This window comes from Methylobacterium sp. WL9 (assembly GCF_008040035.1).
Classification (GTDB): Bacteria; Pseudomonadota; Alphaproteobacteria; order Rhizobiales; family Beijerinckiaceae; genus Methylobacterium; species Methylobacterium thuringiense.
Genome location: NZ_VRVE01000032.1, coordinates 23,577 through 42,291 on the forward strand (window position 1 = coordinate 23,577; position 18,715 = coordinate 42,291).

Genomic DNA, 18,715 nt, shown 5'->3' on the forward strand with positions numbered 1-18,715 from the left:
CGGCGATCGGCCACCGCGGTCGCAGCGCGTTGGGCGTAGACTCGCGATGCCGAGGTCGAACTGTTCCGATCGGGCTGAGCAGGCCTAACCTGCGCCCTCGGCAAGCGATGCTGCGTCGCGCCCGACGACCTTGTCGAGTGCCGGCAGCCTCTCCGCACTCAGTCTTGCCGCCAGTCCGGCCTTGATCGACTCGACAAGCCCAGGCCCCTCGTACACCAGCGCAGAATAGAGCTGGATGAGGCGCGCCCCAGCTTGGATCTTGATCCAGGCAGCTTCTGCCGAATCGATGCCGCCGACGCCGATCAACGGAATCTGATTGCCGACCCGCAAAAAGGTCTGGGCCAGAAGCCGCGTCGAGGGCGCGAAGAGCGGCCGACCGGAGAGGCCGCCAGTCTCGGCCGCAGCGCCTCGCTCGGTAAGCGTCACCGGCCGGGCGATGGTAGTGTTGGAAACGACAAGCGCCTCGACGCCACGCCGGAGAGCCGTCGCCGCCATCGCGTCGAGGGCATCGAGGGTGATGTCGGGGGCAATCTTCACCAGAACCGCCGTACCGGCCGAGACCTCGTCGCGGGCGGCGATGACACGGGCCAGGAGCTCGTCGAGGAAGGCCTCGCCCTGAAGGTCGCGGAGGCCCGGCGTGTTGGGAGAGGAGATGTTGACCGTGATAAAATCGACGAGCGGTGCCAGAGCCCGCGTGCACGACACGTAGTCGGCGAGCCGGTCGGCCGCATCCTTGTTGGCGCCGATATTGACGCCGACGATCCCTCCCCGCCCCCGTCGCGCACGCAGCCGGTCGGCGACGACATCGACGCCCTCGCTGTTGAGGCCGAACCGGTTGATGACGGCGCGGTCGCCAGCGAGGCGAAACACCCGGGGCTTTGGGTTGCCCGGCTGGGCCTTCGGCACCACGCCGCCGACTTCCACGAAGCCGAAGCCGAGGCCGAGCAAGGCGTCGGGTACCCGCGCGCCCTTGTCGAAGCCCGCCGCGAGGCCGACCGGATTCGGGAAGGTCTTGCCGAACAGCTGCACAGCCAGAAGCGGGTCGGAAGCGGGCGGAGTGCGCGGCGGCAACAGCGACAGGGCACGGAGCGTCAAATCGTGTGCGGTCTCGGCGTCGAGCCCGTGCAGGATCGGCTTGGCGAGGGGAAACAGCGCGCCGATCATGCGCCCAGCCCGTCCGTGACCATCACCGGAAAGGCATGGGAGCCGTCGGACCCGAGACGCAGGTCGTGGACTGCGCGCACGGCGCTCAATGGAAGTTCGCCGTAGAGGTGTGGAAACAGGTCGCCGCCGCGTGAGGGCTCGAAGCGAAGGGCCTGTCCCAGCGCCTCGACGTCCACAGCGACGAGCAGGAGATCGTCGATCCCCGCGAAGTGGCGCGCGGCCGTCTCGACCGCCTGGGCGGCGGTGGAGAAATGGATGAAGCCGTCCGCCTGGTCGATCGGCGCCCCGCTGAAGCAACCGGCGGCTTCAGCCTGGAGCCACAGAACACGCGGGCAGATCTTGTAGATGAGCATTCGGGACCTCTCTCGCGGGCGGCGCAAGCGATTAAGCCCGGTGGCCGGCACTCGCAACCGATGAAGATCAATCAACCGAAAGACCATCTTTTTCCGCACGACGTCACGTGCGAGGATCGCGGCCGTTTCGTAGGCTCCCCGCATTGCATTCGGCTCGCCTTAGTTCTACTTTCCTAGTTCTAGGCCGGCGTTCTTAGCCGGCCCGACCTGACGAGTCCCTATGCTCTCGCACGACCAGATCTGGATGGCGATCGACCGTCTGGCCGAGCGCTACGGCTACTCGGCATCCGGGCTCGCGCGACGAGCCGGACTCGATGCCACCAGCTTCAACCGCTCGAAGCGGATAGGACCGGACGGTCGCAAGCGTTGGCCCTCGACCGAATCCGTCTCGAAGGTGCTCGCCGCGACCGGTGCCAGCCTCGATGATTTCCTCCGCCTGATCGTTTCTCGCGACGGCCCGCTGCGCAGCATGGTGCCGCTGATCGGCATGACGCAGGCCGGCGCCGGGCGTCTCTTCAACGATGAGGGCATGCCCGCGGGTGGGCCGGGCTGGGAGGAGATCGAGTTTCCCGATCTCGGCGGTGACCGCGCTTTCGCGCTGGAGGTGCAAGGCGATTCGATGGCACCGCTTTACCGCGACGGGGACGTGCTGATCGTCTCGCCGACCGCGAGCGTGCGGAAGGGCGACCGCGTCGTGGTACGCCTTTCCTCGGGCGAGGTGCTGGCGAAAGAGCTGCGCCGCCGCACCGCCCGAACGGTGGAGCTGGCCTCCCTCAATCCCGAACACGAGGACCGTGCCGTGCCGGTGGCGGAGATCGCCTGGATGGTGCGGGTCATGTGGGTGCGCCAGTAAAGCTGCCGGCCACTGCCTTGTGCCGCGCCTTGGGCATTGCAGCGAATGCGGGTATCGATCGCGACGACGCGAACTCGTCCGAGCCGTGCAGGCGTGACGAGATACAATCAGGAAGCGCGGCCATGCCATTGCCTGACGCCATGCCATCGCCTGACGTGGACGGCACTTTTGAGGTGGGGGATGCCGGCCTGGCAGCTCATGCGCTCGCGCTTCTGACGGCGTCGCCGGTTCCAGCCTTCGTCGTCGCCGACGGCGTGATTACGGCGGTCAATCCGGCGCTCGCGACGCTCAGCGGCCATGCGGCGAAGGAACTCGTCGGCGGCGGCATCGAGGTGTTGCAGACCAGGCAGGGCGACCATGCCGCCTGGGCGGTCCTACGGGAAGCGGTCGCGGCCGGCCGGACCGCTGGCGCCGACCTGCTCTGCCTGCGCAAGAACGGCTCCTCGTTCTGGGCCGCGATCCAGGTGGCGCCCCTCGGTACCCCCCCCGTACTGATCGGACAAGTCGTTGATATCACACGACGTGTCGACGCCGAGGGCGCGCTGGTCCTGTCGCAGCAGCGCGAGGCGCTGGGGCTGCTGACGAACAGCGTGGCGCACGAATTCAACAATTTTCTGCAGATCCTGATCGGCTATGTCGACGGGCTGAAGCGCCGGCTCGCCGACCGGCAGGAGCCCTTCATCCAGCGGGCCGTGACCCGCTCGACGGAGGCCGCCGAGCGCGCGGCGATCCTGACCCGCCATCTCCTCACCCATTCGCGCCGGATCGCACCGGACGTACGGGCGGTCGACCTCGACGCTTTCATCGATTCGATCGCCGAATCGCTGCGCGCGGCACTGCCGCCACGGATAGACCTGGTGTTCGCCACGACGCATGACATGGTGCCGGCCCTGTGTAATCCGACTCAGGTCGAACTCGCGCTCCGGCACATCCTGGCGAATTCCGCCGAGGCGACCGCCGGTTCCGGCGCCATCACCGTCGCGACCTTCGCCGTCGCGCCGGGCGACCGTACGTTGCAGCGGCCCTCGGACGGCGCCGTCGGCATCGCCGTCTCGGATCGCGGGCACGGCATGTCGCCGGAGATGCTGACCCGGGCGCTTGCGCCGTTCGCCACCAGCCGCGAGGCCGGCCGCGGCGTCGGGCTCGCCATCGTGCACGGCCTGATGAAGCGGCAGAACGGCACGGTTTCACTGGAAAGCCGGCCCGGCGAGGGAACGACGGTGCGGCTGATCTTCCCGGCCGCACCTTGAAACGGGACTAAAACTTAAATCGGCACGTCCCCATATAAGAACGGGCGATTTCCGCCCGGCTCGGATTTTTCAGAGGATGTCCATGGCAACCCCAACCACCGGTCGCAGGCGCATGGCGACCATGCTCGCCCTTGCCGCAGCGCTGGCGGTCACCGCCGCTCCGGTCGTCGAGGCCCGTCCCGGCGGCGGTGGCGGCGGCTTCGGCTCGCGGGGATCGCGCACCTTCAGCCCGCCGGCGGGCACCAGCACCTCTCCCGGCGCCACCGCGCCGATCCAGCGCTCGCAGACGTCGCCGAGCCCCGGCATGGGCAATCCGGGCATGCAGGCCGCTCCGGGGCGCCGCTTCGGCGGAGGCTTCTTCGCCGGACTTCTCGGCGCGGGCCTTCTCGGTGCGCTCGTCGGCGGCGGCTTCTTCGGGGGCCTCGGCGGGATCGCGTCGTTCCTCGGCCTGCTCCTGCAGGTCGGCCTGCTCGTCGGCCTCGTGATGCTGGCGGTCCGGTTCTTCCGTCGCCGCCAGGGTGGACAGCAAGCCGGCCAGCCGGCCATGGCCGGGAACGCGCCCTACGCCCGCTCGAACCTCGACGGTGCGGGTGCAGGCATCGGTGGAGCCGGCATGGGCGGCGCGGCACCCTACGGCGGTGGCAGTGCCGCCCCGCGGGCGCAGCCGGTGAACGTCGAGCCGGCCGATTTCGAGGCCTTCGAGCGCACGCTCGGGGAGGTGCAGACCGCCTATGGCCGCGAGGATCTCGGCACCCTGCGCCGGGTCGCGACTCCGGAGATGGTCGGCTACTTCGAGGAGGAGCTTCGGGGCAACGCCCAGCGCGGCGTCGTCAACCGCATCTCCGACGTGAAGCTCCTTCAGGGCGACCTGTCGGAAGCCTGGCGCGAGGGCAACGTCGAATACGCCACCGTCGCCATGCGCTTCGCGCTGACGGACGTCACCATCGAGCGCAACTCGCAGCGCGTCGTCGAGAATGGCCCGTCCGAAGCCAAGGAGTTCTGGACCTTCGCCCGCGAGCGCGGCGGTTCCTGGCTGCTCTCCGCGATCCAGCAGGGCCGCTGAGCGCAGACCGTCGCAACGACCGTATCGATACAGGGCGCCGGAGCAATCCGGCGCCCTTTTTCGTGGCCGTCGATCCACAGCAGAGATTCAATCTATGAACGAACATATAACCTAGAGTGACTTATTGCACAACCAAAGATAGATAATGCAGATCACAGGTAGATTTTTCTGGACGCGACCGCCTAGGGTGGCCTAGCCTCCAGGTCGTTCGGAGGCACCGGCAACGGCGGGGACGGCCCTGCCCCGGTAGCGGTATCCGACGCGAGAACCAGGAGAGTGGAATGGGTGAAGCTGCCGTCGATCTGTCACCGCGCGGCGTCGTCGCGGATCTGCGCAACGAACTCGACCGGCTCGTCGCGGGCCTGGACCAGGAGCCGGCGATCAAAGCTTTCAAGGACGGTTCGGCCGAGAAGGACCTCTACGTCGCCTTCCTCGTGCAGACCCGTCACTACGTCGCGCTGACGGCGCCCTGCCTCGAAGCCGCCGGCCGCCGGCTCAAGGAGCTCGGCGAACATCCCGAACTCGCCGACCTGTTCTTCCAGAAGGCCGACGAGGAGGCCGGCCACGACATCCTCGTCGACGACGACCTGCGCACGCTGGGCCTCGATCCCGAGGCGACGCTGGCGGCACATCCGCCCGGCGAATGGATCACCGCCTACAACAGCTGGATCACGGCGGCGACGAACGGGCGCCATCCGGCGGCCTTCCTCGGCAGCGCCTACATCCTCGAAGGGCTGGCCGTCGAGCGCGCCGGCAAGGTGGCGAAGGCGCTGGTGGCGTCGAGCAACATCCCGAAGATCGCCGACGCCGTCACCTTCCTCGACCTCCACGCCGAGGCCGATATCGGCCATGTCGACGATCTCGAACGCATCCTCGCCAACCTCGAAGATCCCACCGAGCGCGACGCCATCGTCATGACCGCGGCGGCCACGCGGGGCGCCTATCTCGGAATGCTCGACGAGGTCGCGCGGACACGGGCGACGGCGCACTGAGTCTCGGGACACACGACGAGCGACACCACACGATCGTCATTCCAGGGCTCGCCGAAGGCGAGAACCCGGAATCCGCCGAAGACGCCGAGGCCTGAGACGACGCATCCCACCGTAGATTCCGGGTTCCGCTATGCGGACCCGGAATGACGGTCGGCGCGCCCCGATCACGGGCCGGGCTCGGCAAGGCCGCAGATTGCAACCGGGCAATGTCGACGAGCGATTCCACCACCGGCTACCGCGTCGCCAAGGCCTGCACGGTGGCCGAACTCGACGACGCCGCACGTGTCCGTTGGCAGGTGTTTTCCGACGCGATGCAACTCGCGCCGGGCCTGCTACCGGCTCTTCGGGAAATCAACGGCTTCGACGTCCTCGACACGACCGACAACTTCGTCTGCTACAGGGGCGAAGAGGCGATCGGCACGATCCGGCTGCTGCGGCCGAACCCGGCCGTGGCCCGCGTCCAGAAACTGCCCCTCGGCCTGCCGCTCGAACTGCAATGCCGAATCGACGACATGCCGCCCCGCGCGCATGTGGCGGAACTCGGCCGGGCGGCGATCCTGCGCGAACACCGGGGCTCGCCGGCCATCGGCAGGCTCTACAGGGCGGCCTACGAGGCCTCCCGCCGCGACGGCATCACCCACTGGATCGGTTTCAGCCTCACCGAGACCGACCTGCGTGCCGACACCAACATCGTCCTGGCGATCCTGGGTGAAAAGGGCCGCACCGCCTCGCGACCCTGCCTGCGCTCGACGCTTCCCGAACCGGACCACGTCCCGTGCCGGCCGTTCTACACCGAGGAGCAGCGCCGCCTCGCGGCGGAGGGCTCGTTCGACACACTGCCGCTGCCGGCCATCGTCCGCTTCCTGCTCGGCCTCGGCCTGAGCTTCGTCGGTCCGCCGATCTTCGAGCCGACCTTCAAGGAATACGTCCTGCCGATCATACTGCCGCTCGACGACTTCGCCCGGTCGATCTTCGGGCGGCGGTGTATCGGGCGGGCGGCGCCGGCCGAGCCGGACCGGAATGCGGCGGCTTGACGTAAAAATTCCCAGCGGCGCAGAGCACGCCCCCTCTCCGCAAGCGGGGCGAGGGGGATGCGCGCGCAAGCTGCGAAAATCTCAATCCGCCAGCGACCGCGCCTCTTCCGGCAGCATGATCGGGATGCCGTCGCGGATCGGGTAGGCGAGCTTGGCGGAACGGCTGATGAGCTCCTGGCGCGTGGCGTCGTAGTCCAGCGATTCCTTGGTCAGCGGGCAGACCAGGAGTTCGAGGAGCTTGGGATCGACGCGGGTCGCCTCGACCGGCTGGGTGGTGTCGTCAGTCATGGTGGCAGGTTCCGATGGAAACGGAGCGGCTATAGCGCGGGCGACGGGCAGGCGCGCGGGAAAAGACGAAGACGGTCCCGCCATCTGTCATTTTAGAGTGGCGAAGCGGGGCCCGGAATCTACCCGAGCCGCCGCTTCCGGTCATGGATTCCGGGTTCTCGCCTCTGGCGAGCCCCGGAATGCCCCACGCGTCGCCATAAGAATCACTGCAGGGTCGGTTCCGAGCCGTCGCCGCGCACCAGTTCCATCTCGGTGACCGCGACCAGCACCTCGGCGCGGGTCTTGAGATCGGGCGCTTCCAGCATGGCCTGCTTCTCGCGCACGCCGAACGGACTCATCATGCAGAGCGCGTTGACGAGAGCCTCGTTCGGGGCTTCCTCGATGCCGGCCCAATCGACCTTGAGGTCGTTGGCCTCCACGAACTCGCGCAGGGCCTTGAGCACCGCCTGCCGGTCAACGGCCTCCTCGCCGGCCCGCGGCTCGAAATCCGAGGCAAAACCGTCATAGGAGACCTGGCAGCGGCGGTAGCCGGTGGCGGCGATCTCGCTCTCGACGCGGAAGCGGGCGACGCCCGTCAGAGAGATCAGACAGCGGCCGTCGCCGGTCTCGGCATATTGCGTGATGCGGCCGGCACAGCCGACGCGGTAGAGCCGCGGCGCCATCGGCGGGCCGCCGCCGTCGGCTTCGGGCTGGATCATGCCGATGATCCGATCTGTGCGCAGCGCGTCGTCGACCATGGCGAGATAGCGCGGCTCAAAGATGTTGAGCGGCATCTGTCCACGCGGCAGCAACAGCGCACCCGGCAACGGAAACACCGGGATGATGGCCGGGCAATCCCCCGGCGACTTGTAGCCCGAATGCAGGCTCATCGATTCGCATCCCCGAGGCGACGGTTGGACGTGCGCCCGCCAGCGCTCACGAAAAGATCAGGGTCGAAAGCTGGCGCCGCCCGCGAATCGCCGCGGGATCCATCAAACCCCAGGCCTCGAAGAACTGCAGCAGCTGTTTGCGCGCAGCTTCCTCGTTCCAGGTACGGTCGCGTCGGGCGATGGCGACGAGCTGGTCGACGGCCTCGTCGCGCCGTCCGTTGGCGTTGAGGCCGAGCGCCAGATCGAACCGCGCCTGATAGTCGTCGCCGTTCGCCTCGACCTTCTGCTCGAGAGCCGTGAGATCGCCGAGGCTTTCGGCCTGCTCGGCGAGTTCGAGGGCGGCCCGCACGCCGGCGAGCGCCGGGTCGGCGGCCTTCTCCGGCGGCACCATCTCGAGCACCTGCCGAGCGTTGGCCGGCTGGCCCAGATCGAGCTGGCCCTTGGCGAGACCGGCATAGGCGCGGACGTTGTCGGGCTCTTCGCGGATGACGTGGGTAAAGATTTCGGAGGCCTGGGCGTGGTCGCCCGCGCCGGCGAGCCGGTCGGCCTCTTCGAGCAGCTGGTCGATCTCCGAGGGACCGATCAGGCGCATCACGAAGGCCTTGACGTCGGCCTCCGGCACCGCGCCGCTGAACATGTCGACCGGGCGGCCGCGATCGAGGGCGATCACCGCAGGAACGCCTTCGAGGCCGAGCTGCTGGCCGATCTGGCTGAACACGGCCGGGTGCTCGTCGACATTGAGCCGGACGAGCTTCACCTTGCCGCCGGTTGCCGCGACGATCCGTTCGAGAACCGCCGAGAGGGCCTTGCAGGCAGGCGAGCGCGGCGACCAGAAATCGACGAGGACGGGCTGATTCATCGACTCGGTGATGGCGTCCTGCCGGAAGCCCGCCGTCGTCGTATCCTTGACCACCCCGCCTGGAGCGCCCGGCCGGGCACCGGTCGCGGGTATGTCAGTGAGCATGGAACCCTCGGGTCAAATTGCGTGTTTCGGCGTTCGAGCGCTTAGATGGTGTAGCGGCCGGCCCCTGACCAGCCTGCACAGTCGCGCATCCCCGATGCGGAGCCTCAGGGCTTGGGCGCATCCTTGGACTTCGCAGGCGCATCGTTGGACTTCGCAGGCGCAGTTCAGGGCTTCGCAGGCGCCTCTTTAGGCTTCGCGTCGGTAACGAAGGTGCCGGCGTAGGTCTTGCCCTGCGAGGTCGCCTCGCAGGTGATCGCCGACTTGCCGGGCGCAGGCGTCGAGAAGCGGCAGGCACCGACGGCCGGCGCCGGGGAGCGGGCGATTCCCTCCTTGCTCGACTGGCCGGGCGTAACAAGGTTGATCGGCTGCAATTGCTCGGTCAGCTCGGTCGCCTCCTGCACGGCGCCGCTGCCGGCAAAACTCAGGGTCTGCCCGTCCCAGGCCGCGAAATCGAAGCTGGTGCGGTTGCCCACGACCGAATTGGTCAGGCTTTCCTTGCAGTTCTGCGTGATGTCGAGGCCGGCGATGACCAGCTTCTCGCAGCGCCCCTCCATCTTGACGGCGGTCTGGGCCTGGGCGGTGCCGGCGGAGGCCGCGAGGGCGGCACAAATGAGGGCGGTGTGAAACATCGTCGTCATGGCGTGAAAATCCGTTCCTCCGGAATCGTTGCGCTGAGTTCTGGTGTCGGCGGCCCGGCTTTCAAGCCGCGGCACTGAGCGCCACCGTCACAGGCACGTGGTCAGAGGGCTTTTCGAGGCCGCGCAGGTGCTTCTGCACCGAGGCCGAGACCAGCCGGTCGGCGGCCTGCGGCGAGAGCAGCAGGTGGTCGATGCGGATTCCGGCGTTCCGCTGCCAGCAGCCGGCCTGATAGTCCCAGAACGTGTAGAGTTCCGTTCGCGGGTCGCAGGCGCGGACCGCCTCCGTGAACCCCTCCGCGAGCAGTGCGCGGAAGGCGCGGCGGGTTTCGGGCAGAAAGAGCGCGTCCTCCGTCCAGGCCTCGGGGTTGGCGGCGTCCTCCGGCATCGGGATGACGTTGTAGTCGCCGGCCAGCACCAGCGCCTCCTCGGTCTCCATCAGCCGGCGCGCATGCAGCCGCAGCCGCTCCAGGAAGGCGAGCTTGTAGGTGTATTTCGGACCGGGAGCCGGGTTGCCGTTCGGCAGGTAGATCGAGGCGACGCGCACCGGCAGCGTGTCCTCCCCTACCACCAGCGCCTCGAGATAGCGCGCCTGCTCGTCCTCCGGGTCGCCGGGGAGCCCGCGCAGCACTTGGGTCATCGCGAGCGGCCGGCGCACCAGCAGCGCGACGCCGTTATAGGCCTTCTGCCCGAGGGTCTCGACGGCGTAGCCTGCCGCCTCGATCTCGTCGCGCGGGAAGCCGGCATCCTGGCATTTCAGCTCCTGCAGGCAGACCACGTCGGGCTGCGCCTCGTCCAGGAAGGCGAGGAGGTGGCCGAGCCGTTGCCTGATCGAGTTGACGTTCCAAGTGGTGATCCACATCGGGTCCGGTACCAGCCGCTTCGGGTGAGGCGACCGTCATCGGGCCTTCGCGCCGCGCTGGCAAGGCGCGGAGCGCGGAGGGCTCTGGACGATGGATGCTTCCTGGTTCGCGCCGGTGATGGCCTATTGCGAACGCCTCGACGGTGGTTTCTGGGCCGAGCCGCTGAACGCCGTCTCGAACGGCGCCTTCCTCGCGGCGGCCGGCGTCGCGGTGCTGCGCGAGCGCAGATGTGAGCATCGCGATCCGGCGGCACTGGTGCTGGCCGCCCTGGTGGCTTTGGTCGGGATCGGCTCGTTCCTGTTCCACACCCTGGCCAACCGCTGGTCGATGCTGGCCGACGTGATCCCGATCGGCCTGTTCATCTACGCCTACCTGCTCCTGGCCCTGCGCCGCCTCCTCGGCCTGCCGAGCCTGTTGGCGGCCGCGATCACGCTGGTCTTCGCCGCGGTCAATCTCGGCTTCGGCGCCATCGCGGATTCCGTGCTCGGGCAATCGAGTGCGGCGCTGACCAACGGCTCGATCGACTACGTGCCGGCGGTGCTGGCCCTGCTCGGCGTCGGCGGCATCCTGGCGGCGTCTGGAATATCCGCGCGCCGGAGCGCGGGGCTGTCGCTGCTCGGCGTCGCGGCGCTGTTCCTGCTCTCGCTGACCTTCCGCACGATCGACCGGAGCGTTTGCGCCGCGCATCCTGGGGGAACGCACTTCCTCTGGCACCTCTTGAACGCGCTCGTGCTGTACCTGCTGATCGCCACGGCACTCCGCTTCGGCGAAGCCGAATCCGGATGAACTATCGGCCAGCCCCGCAAGGCACCGGGATCGTCCCCCGAAACAGCGCCTCGGCCTCGCCGTCGCGGCTGCCGAGGATCGACACGTGGTCGCCCGGGATCAGCTCGATCCGCGCCCGCGGCCCGGCGGCCGAGGCCAGCTCGCGGGCAAGCGCATCCGGCACGATGTTGTCGTCGTCGCCCTGGACGATCAGCACCGGCGCGCTGCCGTGCGCGATGCGCAGATCGGAGCGGTAGGTGTCGAGCAGAAACAGGCCCGAGGGCACGTAGGGGAAATGCACCCGCACCACGTGGCTCATCGAATCGAACGGCGCTTCGAGATAGAGGCCGAGATGCGGCCGGCTCTCGGCCACGGCCACCGCGACGGCGGCCCCCAGCGAGTGGCCGTGGAGCAGCACCGGCGCGCCGGGCGCCTTCTCGGAGACGAAGCGGTAAGCCGAGAACCCGTCCTCGATCAGCCCGGTCTCACTGGGCGATCCGGTGGAGCCGGGATAGCCGCGATAGGCGATCGAGAGCACGCCCCAGCCCGCCTCCCGCCAGGGCGAGCCGGCGAAGCGCGCCGCATGCGGCCCGGGAAACGAGGCGTTGCCATGAAAGCTGAGCACGACGCCACAGCCGGGTCTGGGCGCCGACCACAACCCGTGCAGCCGCTCGCCGTCGGCAGTCGTCAGCGTGACCGCCTCGGTCCCAGCCGGCACGGCGTCGTCATGCGGAAACGCCATGAAGGCGCCCGGATAGATCAACCGGCGCTGGTAGAACGCCAGCACGCCGGCCGCCGCCCCGTAGAGGCAGAGGATGGCGACGAGCAGGTATCCGAGGATGCGCATGGCCCCGCCAAGCTCACGAACCACGGCGTGCTTACACCGCCTCGCACCCCTTCCCAAAGAGAGGGCGGATGCCCAAAGACAGGCCGGACCACCAAAGACATGGCGGATCGGGCACATTCTCGCCCACCGCCGACGCCGGAAGCCGGGTGACCATGGTGCAGATGCCGCGATCGGGTGAGGCGGGCGACGCCGCCATCCCGAGCTTCAACTTCCTGATGATCCTGCTGACCTTCGCGGGCACGGGGTTGGCGATCCAGTTCGGCCTCGGCGGCCAGAAGGGCCTCGCCTTCGTCTTCGTGCTGGCCGGCTGGGTTCTCTCGCTCTGCCTGCACGAGTTCGGCCACGCCTTCGTCGCCTGGAAGGGCGGCGACCACGCGATCGCCGGCACCGGCTACCTGACGCTCGATCCGCGCCTCTACATCGATCCGCTGACCTCGATCGTCCTGCCGGTACTGTTCACGATCCTCGGCGGCATCGGCTTTCCCGGCGGCGCGGTGTTCGTGAACCGCGATCTGCTGCGGTCGCCCATGTGGCAGTCGGCGGTCTCGCTGGCCGGCCCGGCCATGAATCTCGCCTTCCTGGTGTTCCTGGTGCTGCTCTACGGTCTCGCGAGCGAGGATGCCGACACGATCCGCGCGGTGCTCGCCGTCTCGGCGCTCTATCAGGCCACCGCGATCGTCCTGAACCTGCTGCCGATCCCCGGCCTCGACGGCTACGGCATCATCCGGCCGTGGATCCCCGACGGCGCGCGCGAGGCCGGCGACCAGATCGGCCGCTATAGCGGCCTCGTCATCACCGGGCTGTTTCTGCTCTCGGGTGCCTTCACCCGCGCGATCTTCGGAGCCGGCCTCACCATCACCGCCAGTTTCGGCTTCTCGCCGCAAGACGTGGTGACGGGTTACCGGTTGATGCGGCTGTGGTAGGAGATCTCGACAGCAGAGTGGAGACGAGAGGATGCTCTATTCTGTAAGTCTATAATAAGAATTCTTAGGGACGATGACGATGGGCGAACATCACAAGGACGCATCCGCCGGGGTCGCGCAGGCGCTGTTCGACGGCATGAGTCCGGCAGAGCAAGCCGAAGTTCAGGCCGAGGCGGATAGCAAAGGCGTGAGCGCGGTAGAGATCGTGCGCCTGTCGCTCGACATCCTGATCGCCGAATCCAACCCGTCAGCCCCCAAAGGCCGGATCGTCAAGACGTCGGGCAAATGAGGTTCGAGAGACTTACGCCGATGTGTCCTCGAATCGATCGCCATAGAACTGCGACGGCTTTGGCGGTTTCGCTTCATGTCCTGGCGCTTTCTGCGTTGGTGACGCCCCTCGCGTCCCATGCACAGGTCGTGGAAGACGGCTCGGATACGGCCATCGGCAAGGCGAACGCGCGCATCGTCCTCGACCTGATCGGGCAGCGGTTCGAGGAGCTCGCTCCGAAGGTGACGTCCCTGCGCAAAGCCGAGGGCTCGTGGATCTGCGGATCGGTCAACGTGAAGAATCGGGACGGCCTCTATTCGGGCGAGCGGGGTTTCGTGGTCGATCTGTCCAACGCGTTCTTCGGCCGGGTTCCGGACGGGCCGGAGCTTCTGAACCCGCGCGCCGAGGGGTTTCAGGCCATGGAAGAGATCCGGCAGATCTACTTCAAGATGTGCATGGACTGAGGGGCCGTCCCGGCATCGTCATCTCGAGGCCGGGGGAAATGCCGTTTAGCCGGACGACCTCGACATCCAGCTCTCACCGTCCGCATTGACAAAACGCGCCCGGACTCCGACTCTGGAACCGTTCCGAGGGGAGCCCCGATGGGGGCTGAGATTGGGCGCGTCGCCCTGACCCTTGAACCTGATCCGGCTCGTACCGGCGGAGGGACGGGAACAGACGGCCGGCGCTCGACAGCGCGCCGCCCTTCTTGCCGTATCGTCGCCGCCGCGCGGGTCGTCTCCAACGCCAGGAGCGACACACGATGAACGCACCCGTCCGTCCCAAGGACCTTCCGAACGGTACGCCCGCCAGCGTCACCACCGGCCCCATCCAGGGCTCGCGCAAGGTCTACGCCACCGTTCCCGGCCGCGACGACATCACGGTGCCGTTCCGCGAGATCGTGCTGAGCGATCCGAACGAGCCCTCGGTCCGGGTCTACGATCCGTCCGGCCCCTATACCGAGACCGACATCCGCATCGATCTCGAAGCCGGCCTGCCGCCGGTGCGCGAGGCCTGGATCGCTAAGCGCGGCTACGCCACCGTCACGCCGCGCGCGGTGAAGCCCGAAGACAACGGCTTCGCCTCCGAGGACAAGCTCGTCGCCCCCTGCCCCGCCGAGCGGGTGATCCGCCGGGCCGAGCCCGGCCAGCGCGTGACGCAATACGAGTTCGCCCGCGCCGGCATCGTCACCGAGGAGATGATCTACGTCGCGCATCGCGAGAACGCCTGCCGCGATCAGATGCTGGAGCGCGCCCACGAGGCGCTCGCCGACGGCGAGAGCTTCGGCGCCTCGGTCCCGCCCTTCATCACGCCCGAATTCGTCCGCGAAGAGATCGCCCGCGGCCGCGCGATCATTCCGGCCAACATCAACCACCTCGAACTCGAGCCGATGGCGATCGGCCGCAACTTCCTGGTGAAGATCAACGCCAACATCGGCAACTCGGCCGTCACGTCGTCGGCCGCCGACGAAGTCGAGAAACTGGTCTGGGCGACCCGCTGGGGCGCAGACACGGTCATGGACCTTTCGACCGGCCGCAACATCCACAACATCCGGTCGTGGATCGTGCGCAACTCGCCGGTCCCGATCGGCACCGTGCCGATCTACCAGGCGCTGGAGAAGGTCGGCGGCGATCCGCTCAAGCTCGACTGGGAGGTCTTCAAGGACACGCTGATCGAGCAGGCCGAGCAGGGCATCGACTACTTCACGATCCATGCCGGCGTCCGGTTGGCGCACGTGCCGCTGACGGCGCGGCGCACCACCGGGATCGTCTCGCGCGGCGGCTCGATCATGGCGCGCTGGTGCCTCGCCGGGCACCGCGAATCGTTCCTCTACGAGCGCTTCGACGAGATCTGCGACATCATGCGGGCCTACGACGTGTCGTTCTCGCTCGGCGACGGCCTGCGCCCCGGCTCGATCGCCGACGCCAACGATGCGGCGCAGTTCGCAGAGCTGGAGACGCTGGGCGAGCTCACCAAGATCGCCTGGGACAAGGGCTGCCAGGTCATGATCGAGGGTCCCGGCCATGTGCCGATGCACAAGGTCAAGATCAACATGGAGAAGCAGCTCACCGAATGCGGCGAGGCGCCGTTCTACACCCTCGGCCCGCTGACCACCGACATCGCACCGGGCTACGACCACATCACATCCGGCATCGGCGCGGCGATGATCGGCTGGTTCGGTTGCGCCATGCTCTGCTACGTCACGCCGAAAGAGCATCTCGGCCTGCCGAACCGCGACGACGTGAAGACCGGAGTCATCACCTACAAGATTGCCGCCCACGCCGCCGACCTCGCCAAGGGCCACCCGGCCGCGCAGCTGCGTGACGACGCCCTCTCGAAGGCCCGGTTCGACTTCCGCTGGGAGGACCAGTTCAATCTCGGCCTCGATCCGGATACCGCCCGCGCCTACCACGACGAGACCCTGCCGAAGGACGCCCACAAGGTCGCCCATTTCTGCTCGATGTGCGGCCCCAAATTCTGCTCGATGAAGATCACGCAGGACCTGCGCGCCGACGTCCTCGCCATGGAAGAAGCCGGCATCGTGATCGGGCAGGCTCAGCCGATGAGCGACGCCGAGCGCAAGGCGGGCATGGCGGCGAAGTCGCAGGAATTTCTGGCCGAAGGCGGCAAGCTCTACGTCGAGGCTGCCGAGTAGCCCCGATCACCGGATCGGCGTGTCCGGCAGGGCGCGCCGATCCGATTTCCGTAGAAATGTCCGGACGCCGTTAACGCAATGGAAGCACTGCTCTGGGTCGCCGGGGGATAAGCGGGCTGCGTTAAGAGTCGGATGACTCCGGACGATGAATCCTTCGACGTAGCCCCTCGCAATCCGGGAGCATGTCATGGATCCGATCCGTCCCGTCACCTCTCCGCCGCCGATCGCAGCCGTCGATCCGCCCACCCGCGCGGCCGATACCGGCGACGCGCGTGGCAGCGGGGATCGCACCCTCGATCCAGCCGTCTCGGTCGATATCAGCCCGGATGCCGGGAAGGCCAGGAAGGCCGACACCGAACGTCGCGGCTTCGAGCGTGACGGCGACAGCCGATCCCTCGTCTACCGCGTGACCGATACGATCAGCGGCGACGTGATCGTGCAGATCCCGAACGAGATCATCATCAAGGCGCGGGTCTACGGACGCGATCCGAATCCGCCCGTCACCGGCGCAAGAGTCGAGAAGCGCGCCTAGAGCAGGCTGCGAAAAAGTGGCGACGGTTTTTCGCGCGAAGCCTGCTCCGAACTTTTGCGTCGATCACGTTTTCTGCGTTTCGGTCGATCCGATCGAAACGCCGCGTGATCTCAGCGGCGCGCTTCCGAGGCCATCGCGGATCAGGTGGCCGACGGCACCGGGCTGCCCTGCAGGCCGGCCGCGAGGTGGTGATTGAGAGAGATGAGCGCATCGAGCTTACGGGCCGACGGCTCGATCATCGCATCGATGATGGTGCGGAACACGAATACCGCGATGTTGGTGACGTTCTGACGGATCTCGTCGGGCAGCGGATTGGCCGGATCGGCGACGGCGCCGGCCAGGATCGCCCAAACCTTCTGATTGAACATCAGCGCTTCATTCAGGCCGGCCGAGCTCGACAGATCCTGTCCGGAGAAGGCCTGAAGTCGCCCCGCGGCCTTCAACAGCACCGCAGCCTCGGCCTCTCTCGGCGTCAAGGCGCTGCGTGCAACCCTTGCGTAAGCGTTGGCCCCTTGCATCATCGCCCCGACGTCTCCCCGACCGCACGGTTGGCCCGTCCGGTGTATTCGGATCTGACATGCCGGATGTTAAAATTTCGGCATCATCGCGCCGCCTGCCGCAATGGTGCCGGCTTGGTGCGCCATAGCCCGGGCGAGAGCGTGCGGCTCGATCGAGCCTGGACCCGGCTTGCATGACAAATTTTCTGCTCGGTCTCTTGGCCGGCAGCCTCATCGCCTGCGTCGCGACGATTTCCGCGACCCGCCATCCCGAGATCCAGGCCCGCCTCGGGCTGGTCCCGCCCGCGCAGGCCGCCCTGGTGGAGCCGCCGACCCGCAAAGAGGTCCGTTGCGTGGTTCCGGCGAAGACCGACCCGTTGCAGGCGACGGCTGCGCAGGCCGATGCGCTCTTTTCCCGGCGCCGGTTCTGGTACGTCGCACCCTGACGGTGATCGCTAGGCGTCGCGCCCGACCCGGACGTATCGGCCGGGTATCGAACCTCTGTTCTGAAACGATTTCTTATCGCCCGGCCGATGCTCGCGCGGCCGGAAGCCGCTCAGAAGCTGCGGACGAGGAACATCAGCATCGTGGTCGCGGCCGTCGTGCTGAGGAATCCGCATAGGGCTGCGGCGAAGGACGGGGCGGTCGGGAGCGTGTCGGCGGTGCTGGCGGTGTTCATCGTGATGCTCTTGAGGTCGGTGCGGTGAGCGGATCGGGGCAGGTAAGGTCGTGACGATGGCGCAATCCCGGCCGCTCGGGCGTGTGGGGACGCACCCGACCCTGACGGCAGGGCTGAAGCCGGGCTCAATCGCAACGATTTACGCGCTTGGCCAAGCGAAGGTTTCGCAGCTCGCTGCGGATATCGATGGACGTGACAGCGCTGCCGCAATCCTCGAACGCGCCCTGCGCGTCGTGATAGCGGTCGCCGACCTCGTCGAGGGTTTCGCAGACGCGGTCGTGGTTGCCGAGGCGCGCCTCCTGGCGGGCCTGATAGCGCAGCGCGCTGGCCTCCTCGATCTTGCGCTGACCGTCCACGCAAGACGGGAAAGCGAAGGCGGGGGCGGCGATCGTCGCGAGAAGGGTCGCGGCGAGGCCGGCGGAGAGGATCGTGTGACGCATGATCGGACACTCGAGGCGGTGACTGCGGGATCGGTCCGACGCCGTCACCGACGGCGAGACCAATTGTTGCGGTTCCGAAGCGATGAACGGTCAAGCTGCTGTTAGGTTCCGCGTTTTTCGGGTGCCGTCTTCGCAGTGCGGGGGCGGCGCAAGGTCAGCACCGAATCGAGTGTCACCGGCCGGAACCCCATCGGATCGACGCCGACATCGTATTGGCGCGGAATCGGCGTGAGCCGGCCGTGTGAATGGCCGTGCAGGTTGAGCGCGCCGCGTCCCATGCCGTTCCAAGTGCGGAACGCATAATGGCACAGCACCAGCCGCCGCCCCTCGACCTCGATCTCGGCATAATGCCCGACCGAGGACCAGCCCGGCGCCGCGACGGTCGCCGGCCCGTCGTTGTTGCCGATGATCAGGTGTTTTCGGCCGGCCAGCGCAGAGAGCAGCGCATGGATCCGCTCCGGCGGCGGCCCGAGGACAAAGTCGCCGAGATGCCAGACCTCGTCGTCGGGCCCGACGACCGCATTCCAGGCCTCGACCAGCGCGGCATCGTGCGCGGCGAGATCGGGAAAGGGCCGGCGGTCAATGCGCAGGCCCCTGGGATCACCGAAATGCGTGTCGCTGGTGAAATGGACGGCCACGGCCACGCTCCAGCCCGATCGACGGTAACGTGGCCGCGGCCGCTCTGCTCCGCGGTCAGCCGCCGGGGCTGAAGCGAAGCGGCACGGTCACGGAGAGGCTCGACCCGCCGAAGCCGGCGGGGGCCGCGGGCAGCGAGCCACG

General features: G+C 67.8%; 24 protein-coding genes and 1 riboswitch. Of the genes, 12 read left to right on the forward strand and 12 right to left on the reverse strand.

Translation table 11 applies throughout. The features are described from left to right. Nucleotides 1-84: 84 nt before the first annotated feature. Both FV217_RS11600 and FV217_RS11605 read right to left on the reverse strand, forming a co-directional pair. Nucleotides 85-1,164 carry a quinone-dependent dihydroorotate dehydrogenase gene (locus FV217_RS11600; RefSeq protein ID WP_147817338.1) on the reverse strand — a complete coding sequence of 360 codons (1,080 nt, stop codon included), beginning with the start codon at nucleotides 1,162-1,164 and terminating at the stop codon, nucleotides 85-87. Beyond that, entirely contained in the window at nucleotides 1,161-1,517 is a 357-nt protein-coding gene (locus FV217_RS11605; RefSeq protein WP_147817361.1) for a DUF952 domain-containing protein, read from the reverse strand. The genes FV217_RS11600 and FV217_RS11605 overlap by 4 nt, the downstream gene beginning before the upstream one ends. A 220-nt stretch (nucleotides 1,518-1,737) precedes the next feature. Between FV217_RS11605 and FV217_RS11610 the strand changes: the two genes are divergently transcribed. From FV217_RS11610 to FV217_RS11630, 5 genes are all read left to right on the forward strand, one after another. Beyond that, nucleotides 1,738-2,370: a helix-turn-helix transcriptional regulator gene (locus FV217_RS11610; RefSeq protein WP_147817339.1), complete on the forward strand. Its 633-nt coding sequence runs from the start codon at nucleotides 1,738-1,740 to the stop codon at nucleotides 2,368-2,370. 140 nt (nucleotides 2,371-2,510) lie between these two features. Then, nucleotides 2,511-3,620 carry an ATP-binding protein gene (locus tag FV217_RS11615; protein WP_246682769.1) on the forward strand — a complete coding sequence of 370 codons (1,110 nt, stop codon included), beginning with the start codon at nucleotides 2,511-2,513 and terminating at the stop codon, nucleotides 3,618-3,620. 82 nt (nucleotides 3,621-3,702) lie between these two features. Beyond that, on the forward strand, nucleotides 3,703-4,683 hold the full coding sequence (locus FV217_RS11620; protein ID WP_147817341.1) for a TIM44-like domain-containing protein: 981 nt from the start codon (nucleotides 3,703-3,705) through the stop codon (nucleotides 4,681-4,683). A gap of 281 nt (nucleotides 4,684-4,964) precedes the next feature. After that, on the forward strand, nucleotides 4,965-5,675 hold the full coding sequence (locus FV217_RS11625; protein WP_147817342.1) for an iron-containing redox enzyme family protein: 711 nt from the start codon (nucleotides 4,965-4,967) through the stop codon (nucleotides 5,673-5,675). A 206-nt stretch (nucleotides 5,676-5,881) separates the two neighbouring features. Next, complete coding sequence (locus FV217_RS11630; RefSeq protein WP_187272529.1) at nucleotides 5,882-6,709, forward strand: GNAT family N-acyltransferase; 828 nt, start codon at nucleotides 5,882-5,884, stop codon at nucleotides 6,707-6,709. An 81-nt stretch (nucleotides 6,710-6,790) separates the two neighbouring features. On the opposite strand, the gene FV217_RS11635 is transcribed toward FV217_RS11630, so the two are convergent. From FV217_RS11635 to xth, 5 genes are all read right to left on the reverse strand, one after another. Further along, nucleotides 6,791-6,997, reverse strand: coding sequence for a Trm112 family protein (locus FV217_RS11635; protein WP_147817344.1), 207 nt, complete (start codon nucleotides 6,995-6,997; stop codon nucleotides 6,791-6,793). A gap of 203 nt (nucleotides 6,998-7,200) precedes the next feature. Next, nucleotides 7,201-7,866 (reverse strand): LON peptidase substrate-binding domain-containing protein, encoded by a 666-nt coding sequence (locus FV217_RS11640; protein ID WP_147817345.1) that lies wholly within the window; start codon nucleotides 7,864-7,866, stop codon nucleotides 7,201-7,203. 46 nt (nucleotides 7,867-7,912) lie between these two features. Further along, nucleotides 7,913-8,830, reverse strand: a complete 918-nt coding sequence (locus FV217_RS11645) for a co-chaperone YbbN (RefSeq protein ID WP_147817346.1) — start codon at nucleotides 8,828-8,830, stop codon at nucleotides 7,913-7,915. 164 nt (nucleotides 8,831-8,994) lie between these two features. Beyond that, a complete protein-coding gene (locus FV217_RS11650) occupies nucleotides 8,995-9,468 on the reverse strand; it encodes a hypothetical protein (RefSeq protein ID WP_147817347.1) in 474 nt (157 codons plus the stop codon). Between the two features lie 61 nt (nucleotides 9,469-9,529). Next, nucleotides 9,530-10,327: an exodeoxyribonuclease III gene (xth, locus tag FV217_RS11655; RefSeq protein WP_147817348.1), complete on the reverse strand. Its 798-nt coding sequence runs from the start codon at nucleotides 10,325-10,327 to the stop codon at nucleotides 9,530-9,532. A 91-nt stretch (nucleotides 10,328-10,418) separates the two neighbouring features. On the opposite strand from xth, the gene FV217_RS11660 reads away from it, so the two are divergent. Next, nucleotides 10,419-11,114 carry a ceramidase domain-containing protein gene (locus FV217_RS11660; protein WP_147817349.1) on the forward strand — a complete coding sequence of 232 codons (696 nt, stop codon included), beginning with the start codon at nucleotides 10,419-10,421 and terminating at the stop codon, nucleotides 11,112-11,114. Nucleotide 11,115: 1 nt separating this feature from the next. On the opposite strand, the gene FV217_RS11665 is transcribed toward FV217_RS11660, so the two are convergent. Beyond that, nucleotides 11,116-11,940, reverse strand: a complete 825-nt coding sequence (locus tag FV217_RS11665; protein ID WP_147817350.1) for an alpha/beta hydrolase — start codon at nucleotides 11,938-11,940, stop codon at nucleotides 11,116-11,118. Between the two features lie 68 nt (nucleotides 11,941-12,008). Here FV217_RS11665 and FV217_RS22860 point away from each other — a divergent pair, with 68 nt between their 5' ends. From FV217_RS22860 to FV217_RS11690, 5 genes are all read left to right on the forward strand, one after another. Then, on the forward strand, nucleotides 12,009-12,863 hold the full coding sequence (locus FV217_RS22860; protein WP_238230298.1) for a site-2 protease family protein: 855 nt from the start codon (nucleotides 12,009-12,011) through the stop codon (nucleotides 12,861-12,863). 79 nt (nucleotides 12,864-12,942) lie between these two features. Then, on the forward strand, nucleotides 12,943-13,152 hold the full coding sequence (locus FV217_RS11675; RefSeq protein WP_147817351.1) for a hypothetical protein: 210 nt from the start codon (nucleotides 12,943-12,945) through the stop codon (nucleotides 13,150-13,152). A 98-nt stretch (nucleotides 13,153-13,250) separates the two neighbouring features. After that, nucleotides 13,251-13,595, forward strand: coding sequence for a hypothetical protein (locus tag FV217_RS11680; protein ID WP_238230296.1), 345 nt, complete (start codon nucleotides 13,251-13,253; stop codon nucleotides 13,593-13,595). 116 nt (nucleotides 13,596-13,711) lie between these two features. Next, nucleotides 13,712-13,817: riboswitch (TPP riboswitch) on the forward strand. Nucleotides 13,818-13,894: 77 nt separating this feature from the next. Further along, a complete protein-coding gene (thiC, locus tag FV217_RS11685; protein WP_147817352.1) occupies nucleotides 13,895-15,787 on the forward strand; it encodes a phosphomethylpyrimidine synthase ThiC in 1,893 nt (630 codons plus the stop codon). A 187-nt stretch (nucleotides 15,788-15,974) separates the two neighbouring features. Further along, on the forward strand, nucleotides 15,975-16,319 hold the full coding sequence (locus FV217_RS11690) for a flagellar protein FlaG (protein ID WP_147817353.1): 345 nt from the start codon (nucleotides 15,975-15,977) through the stop codon (nucleotides 16,317-16,319). Between the two features lie 140 nt (nucleotides 16,320-16,459). Here FV217_RS11690 and flaF read toward each other — a convergent pair whose 3' ends face one another. Next, nucleotides 16,460-16,840: a flagellar biosynthesis regulator FlaF gene (gene flaF / locus FV217_RS11695; RefSeq protein ID WP_147817354.1), complete on the reverse strand. Its 381-nt coding sequence runs from the start codon at nucleotides 16,838-16,840 to the stop codon at nucleotides 16,460-16,462. A 170-nt stretch (nucleotides 16,841-17,010) separates the two neighbouring features. Here flaF and FV217_RS11700 point away from each other — a divergent pair, with 170 nt between their 5' ends. Then, nucleotides 17,011-17,262, forward strand: coding sequence for a hypothetical protein (locus FV217_RS11700; protein ID WP_147817355.1), 252 nt, complete (start codon nucleotides 17,011-17,013; stop codon nucleotides 17,260-17,262). Nucleotides 17,263-17,372: 110 nt separating this feature from the next. Here FV217_RS11700 and FV217_RS23675 read toward each other — a convergent pair whose 3' ends face one another. The 3 genes from FV217_RS23675 to FV217_RS11710 all read right to left on the reverse strand — a co-directional run bounded on the left by FV217_RS23675 (nucleotide 17,373) and on the right by FV217_RS11710 (nucleotide 18,573). Beyond that, complete coding sequence (locus FV217_RS23675) at nucleotides 17,373-17,495, reverse strand: hypothetical protein (protein WP_281407164.1); 123 nt, start codon at nucleotides 17,493-17,495, stop codon at nucleotides 17,373-17,375. Nucleotides 17,496-17,620: 125 nt separating this feature from the next. Then, complete coding sequence (locus FV217_RS11705) at nucleotides 17,621-17,935, reverse strand: hypothetical protein (protein WP_147817356.1); 315 nt, start codon at nucleotides 17,933-17,935, stop codon at nucleotides 17,621-17,623. 101 nt (nucleotides 17,936-18,036) lie between these two features. Then, nucleotides 18,037-18,573 carry a metallophosphoesterase family protein gene (locus tag FV217_RS11710; protein WP_147817357.1) on the reverse strand — a complete coding sequence of 179 codons (537 nt, stop codon included), beginning with the start codon at nucleotides 18,571-18,573 and terminating at the stop codon, nucleotides 18,037-18,039. Between the last annotated feature and the right edge of the window lie 142 nt (nucleotides 18,574-18,715).

Bases quoted from the DNA above. Each gene is read 5' to 3' on its own strand.
- FV217_RS11600 (WP_147817338.1), bottom strand. From the start codon at position 1,164: ATGATCGGCGCGCTGTTTCCCCTCGCCAAGCCGATCCTGCACGGGCTC.
- FV217_RS11605 (WP_147817361.1), bottom strand. From the start codon at position 1,517: ATGCTCATCTACAAGATCTGCCCGCGTGTTCTGTGGCTCCAGGCTGAA.
- FV217_RS11610 (WP_147817339.1), top strand. From the start codon at position 1,738: ATGCTCTCGCACGACCAGATCTGGATGGCGATCGACCGTCTGGCCGAG.
- FV217_RS11615 (WP_246682769.1), top strand. From the start codon at position 2,511: ATGCCATCGCCTGACGTGGACGGCACTTTTGAGGTGGGGGATGCCGGC.
- FV217_RS11620 (WP_147817341.1), top strand. From the start codon at position 3,703: ATGGCAACCCCAACCACCGGTCGCAGGCGCATGGCGACCATGCTCGCC.
- FV217_RS11625 (WP_147817342.1), top strand. From the start codon at position 4,965: ATGGGTGAAGCTGCCGTCGATCTGTCACCGCGCGGCGTCGTCGCGGAT.
- FV217_RS11630 (WP_187272529.1), top strand. From the start codon at position 5,882: ATGTCGACGAGCGATTCCACCACCGGCTACCGCGTCGCCAAGGCCTGC.
- FV217_RS11635 (WP_147817344.1), bottom strand. From the start codon at position 6,997: ATGACTGACGACACCACCCAGCCGGTCGAGGCGACCCGCGTCGATCCC.
- FV217_RS11640 (WP_147817345.1), bottom strand. From the start codon at position 7,866: ATGAGCCTGCATTCGGGCTACAAGTCGCCGGGGGATTGCCCGGCCATC.
- FV217_RS11645 (WP_147817346.1), bottom strand. From the start codon at position 8,830: ATGCTCACTGACATACCCGCGACCGGTGCCCGGCCGGGCGCTCCAGGC.
- FV217_RS11650 (WP_147817347.1), bottom strand. From the start codon at position 9,468: ATGACGACGATGTTTCACACCGCCCTCATTTGTGCCGCCCTCGCGGCC.
- xth (WP_147817348.1), bottom strand. From the start codon at position 10,327: ATGTGGATCACCACTTGGAACGTCAACTCGATCAGGCAACGGCTCGGC.
- FV217_RS11660 (WP_147817349.1), top strand. From the start codon at position 10,419: ATGGATGCTTCCTGGTTCGCGCCGGTGATGGCCTATTGCGAACGCCTC.
- FV217_RS11665 (WP_147817350.1), bottom strand. From the start codon at position 11,940: ATGCGCATCCTCGGATACCTGCTCGTCGCCATCCTCTGCCTCTACGGG.
- FV217_RS22860 (WP_238230298.1), top strand. From the start codon at position 12,009: ATGCCCAAAGACAGGCCGGACCACCAAAGACATGGCGGATCGGGCACA.
- FV217_RS11675 (WP_147817351.1), top strand. From the start codon at position 12,943: ATGGGCGAACATCACAAGGACGCATCCGCCGGGGTCGCGCAGGCGCTG.
- thiC (WP_147817352.1), top strand. From the start codon at position 13,895: ATGAACGCACCCGTCCGTCCCAAGGACCTTCCGAACGGTACGCCCGCC.
- FV217_RS11690 (WP_147817353.1), top strand. From the start codon at position 15,975: ATGGATCCGATCCGTCCCGTCACCTCTCCGCCGCCGATCGCAGCCGTC.
- flaF (WP_147817354.1), bottom strand. From the start codon at position 16,840: ATGATGCAAGGGGCCAACGCTTACGCAAGGGTTGCACGCAGCGCCTTG.
- FV217_RS11700 (WP_147817355.1), top strand. From the start codon at position 17,011: ATGACAAATTTTCTGCTCGGTCTCTTGGCCGGCAGCCTCATCGCCTGC.
- FV217_RS23675 (WP_281407164.1), bottom strand. From the start codon at position 17,495: ATGAACACCGCCAGCACCGCCGACACGCTCCCGACCGCCCCGTCCTTC.
- FV217_RS11705 (WP_147817356.1), bottom strand. From the start codon at position 17,935: ATGCGTCACACGATCCTCTCCGCCGGCCTCGCCGCGACCCTTCTCGCG.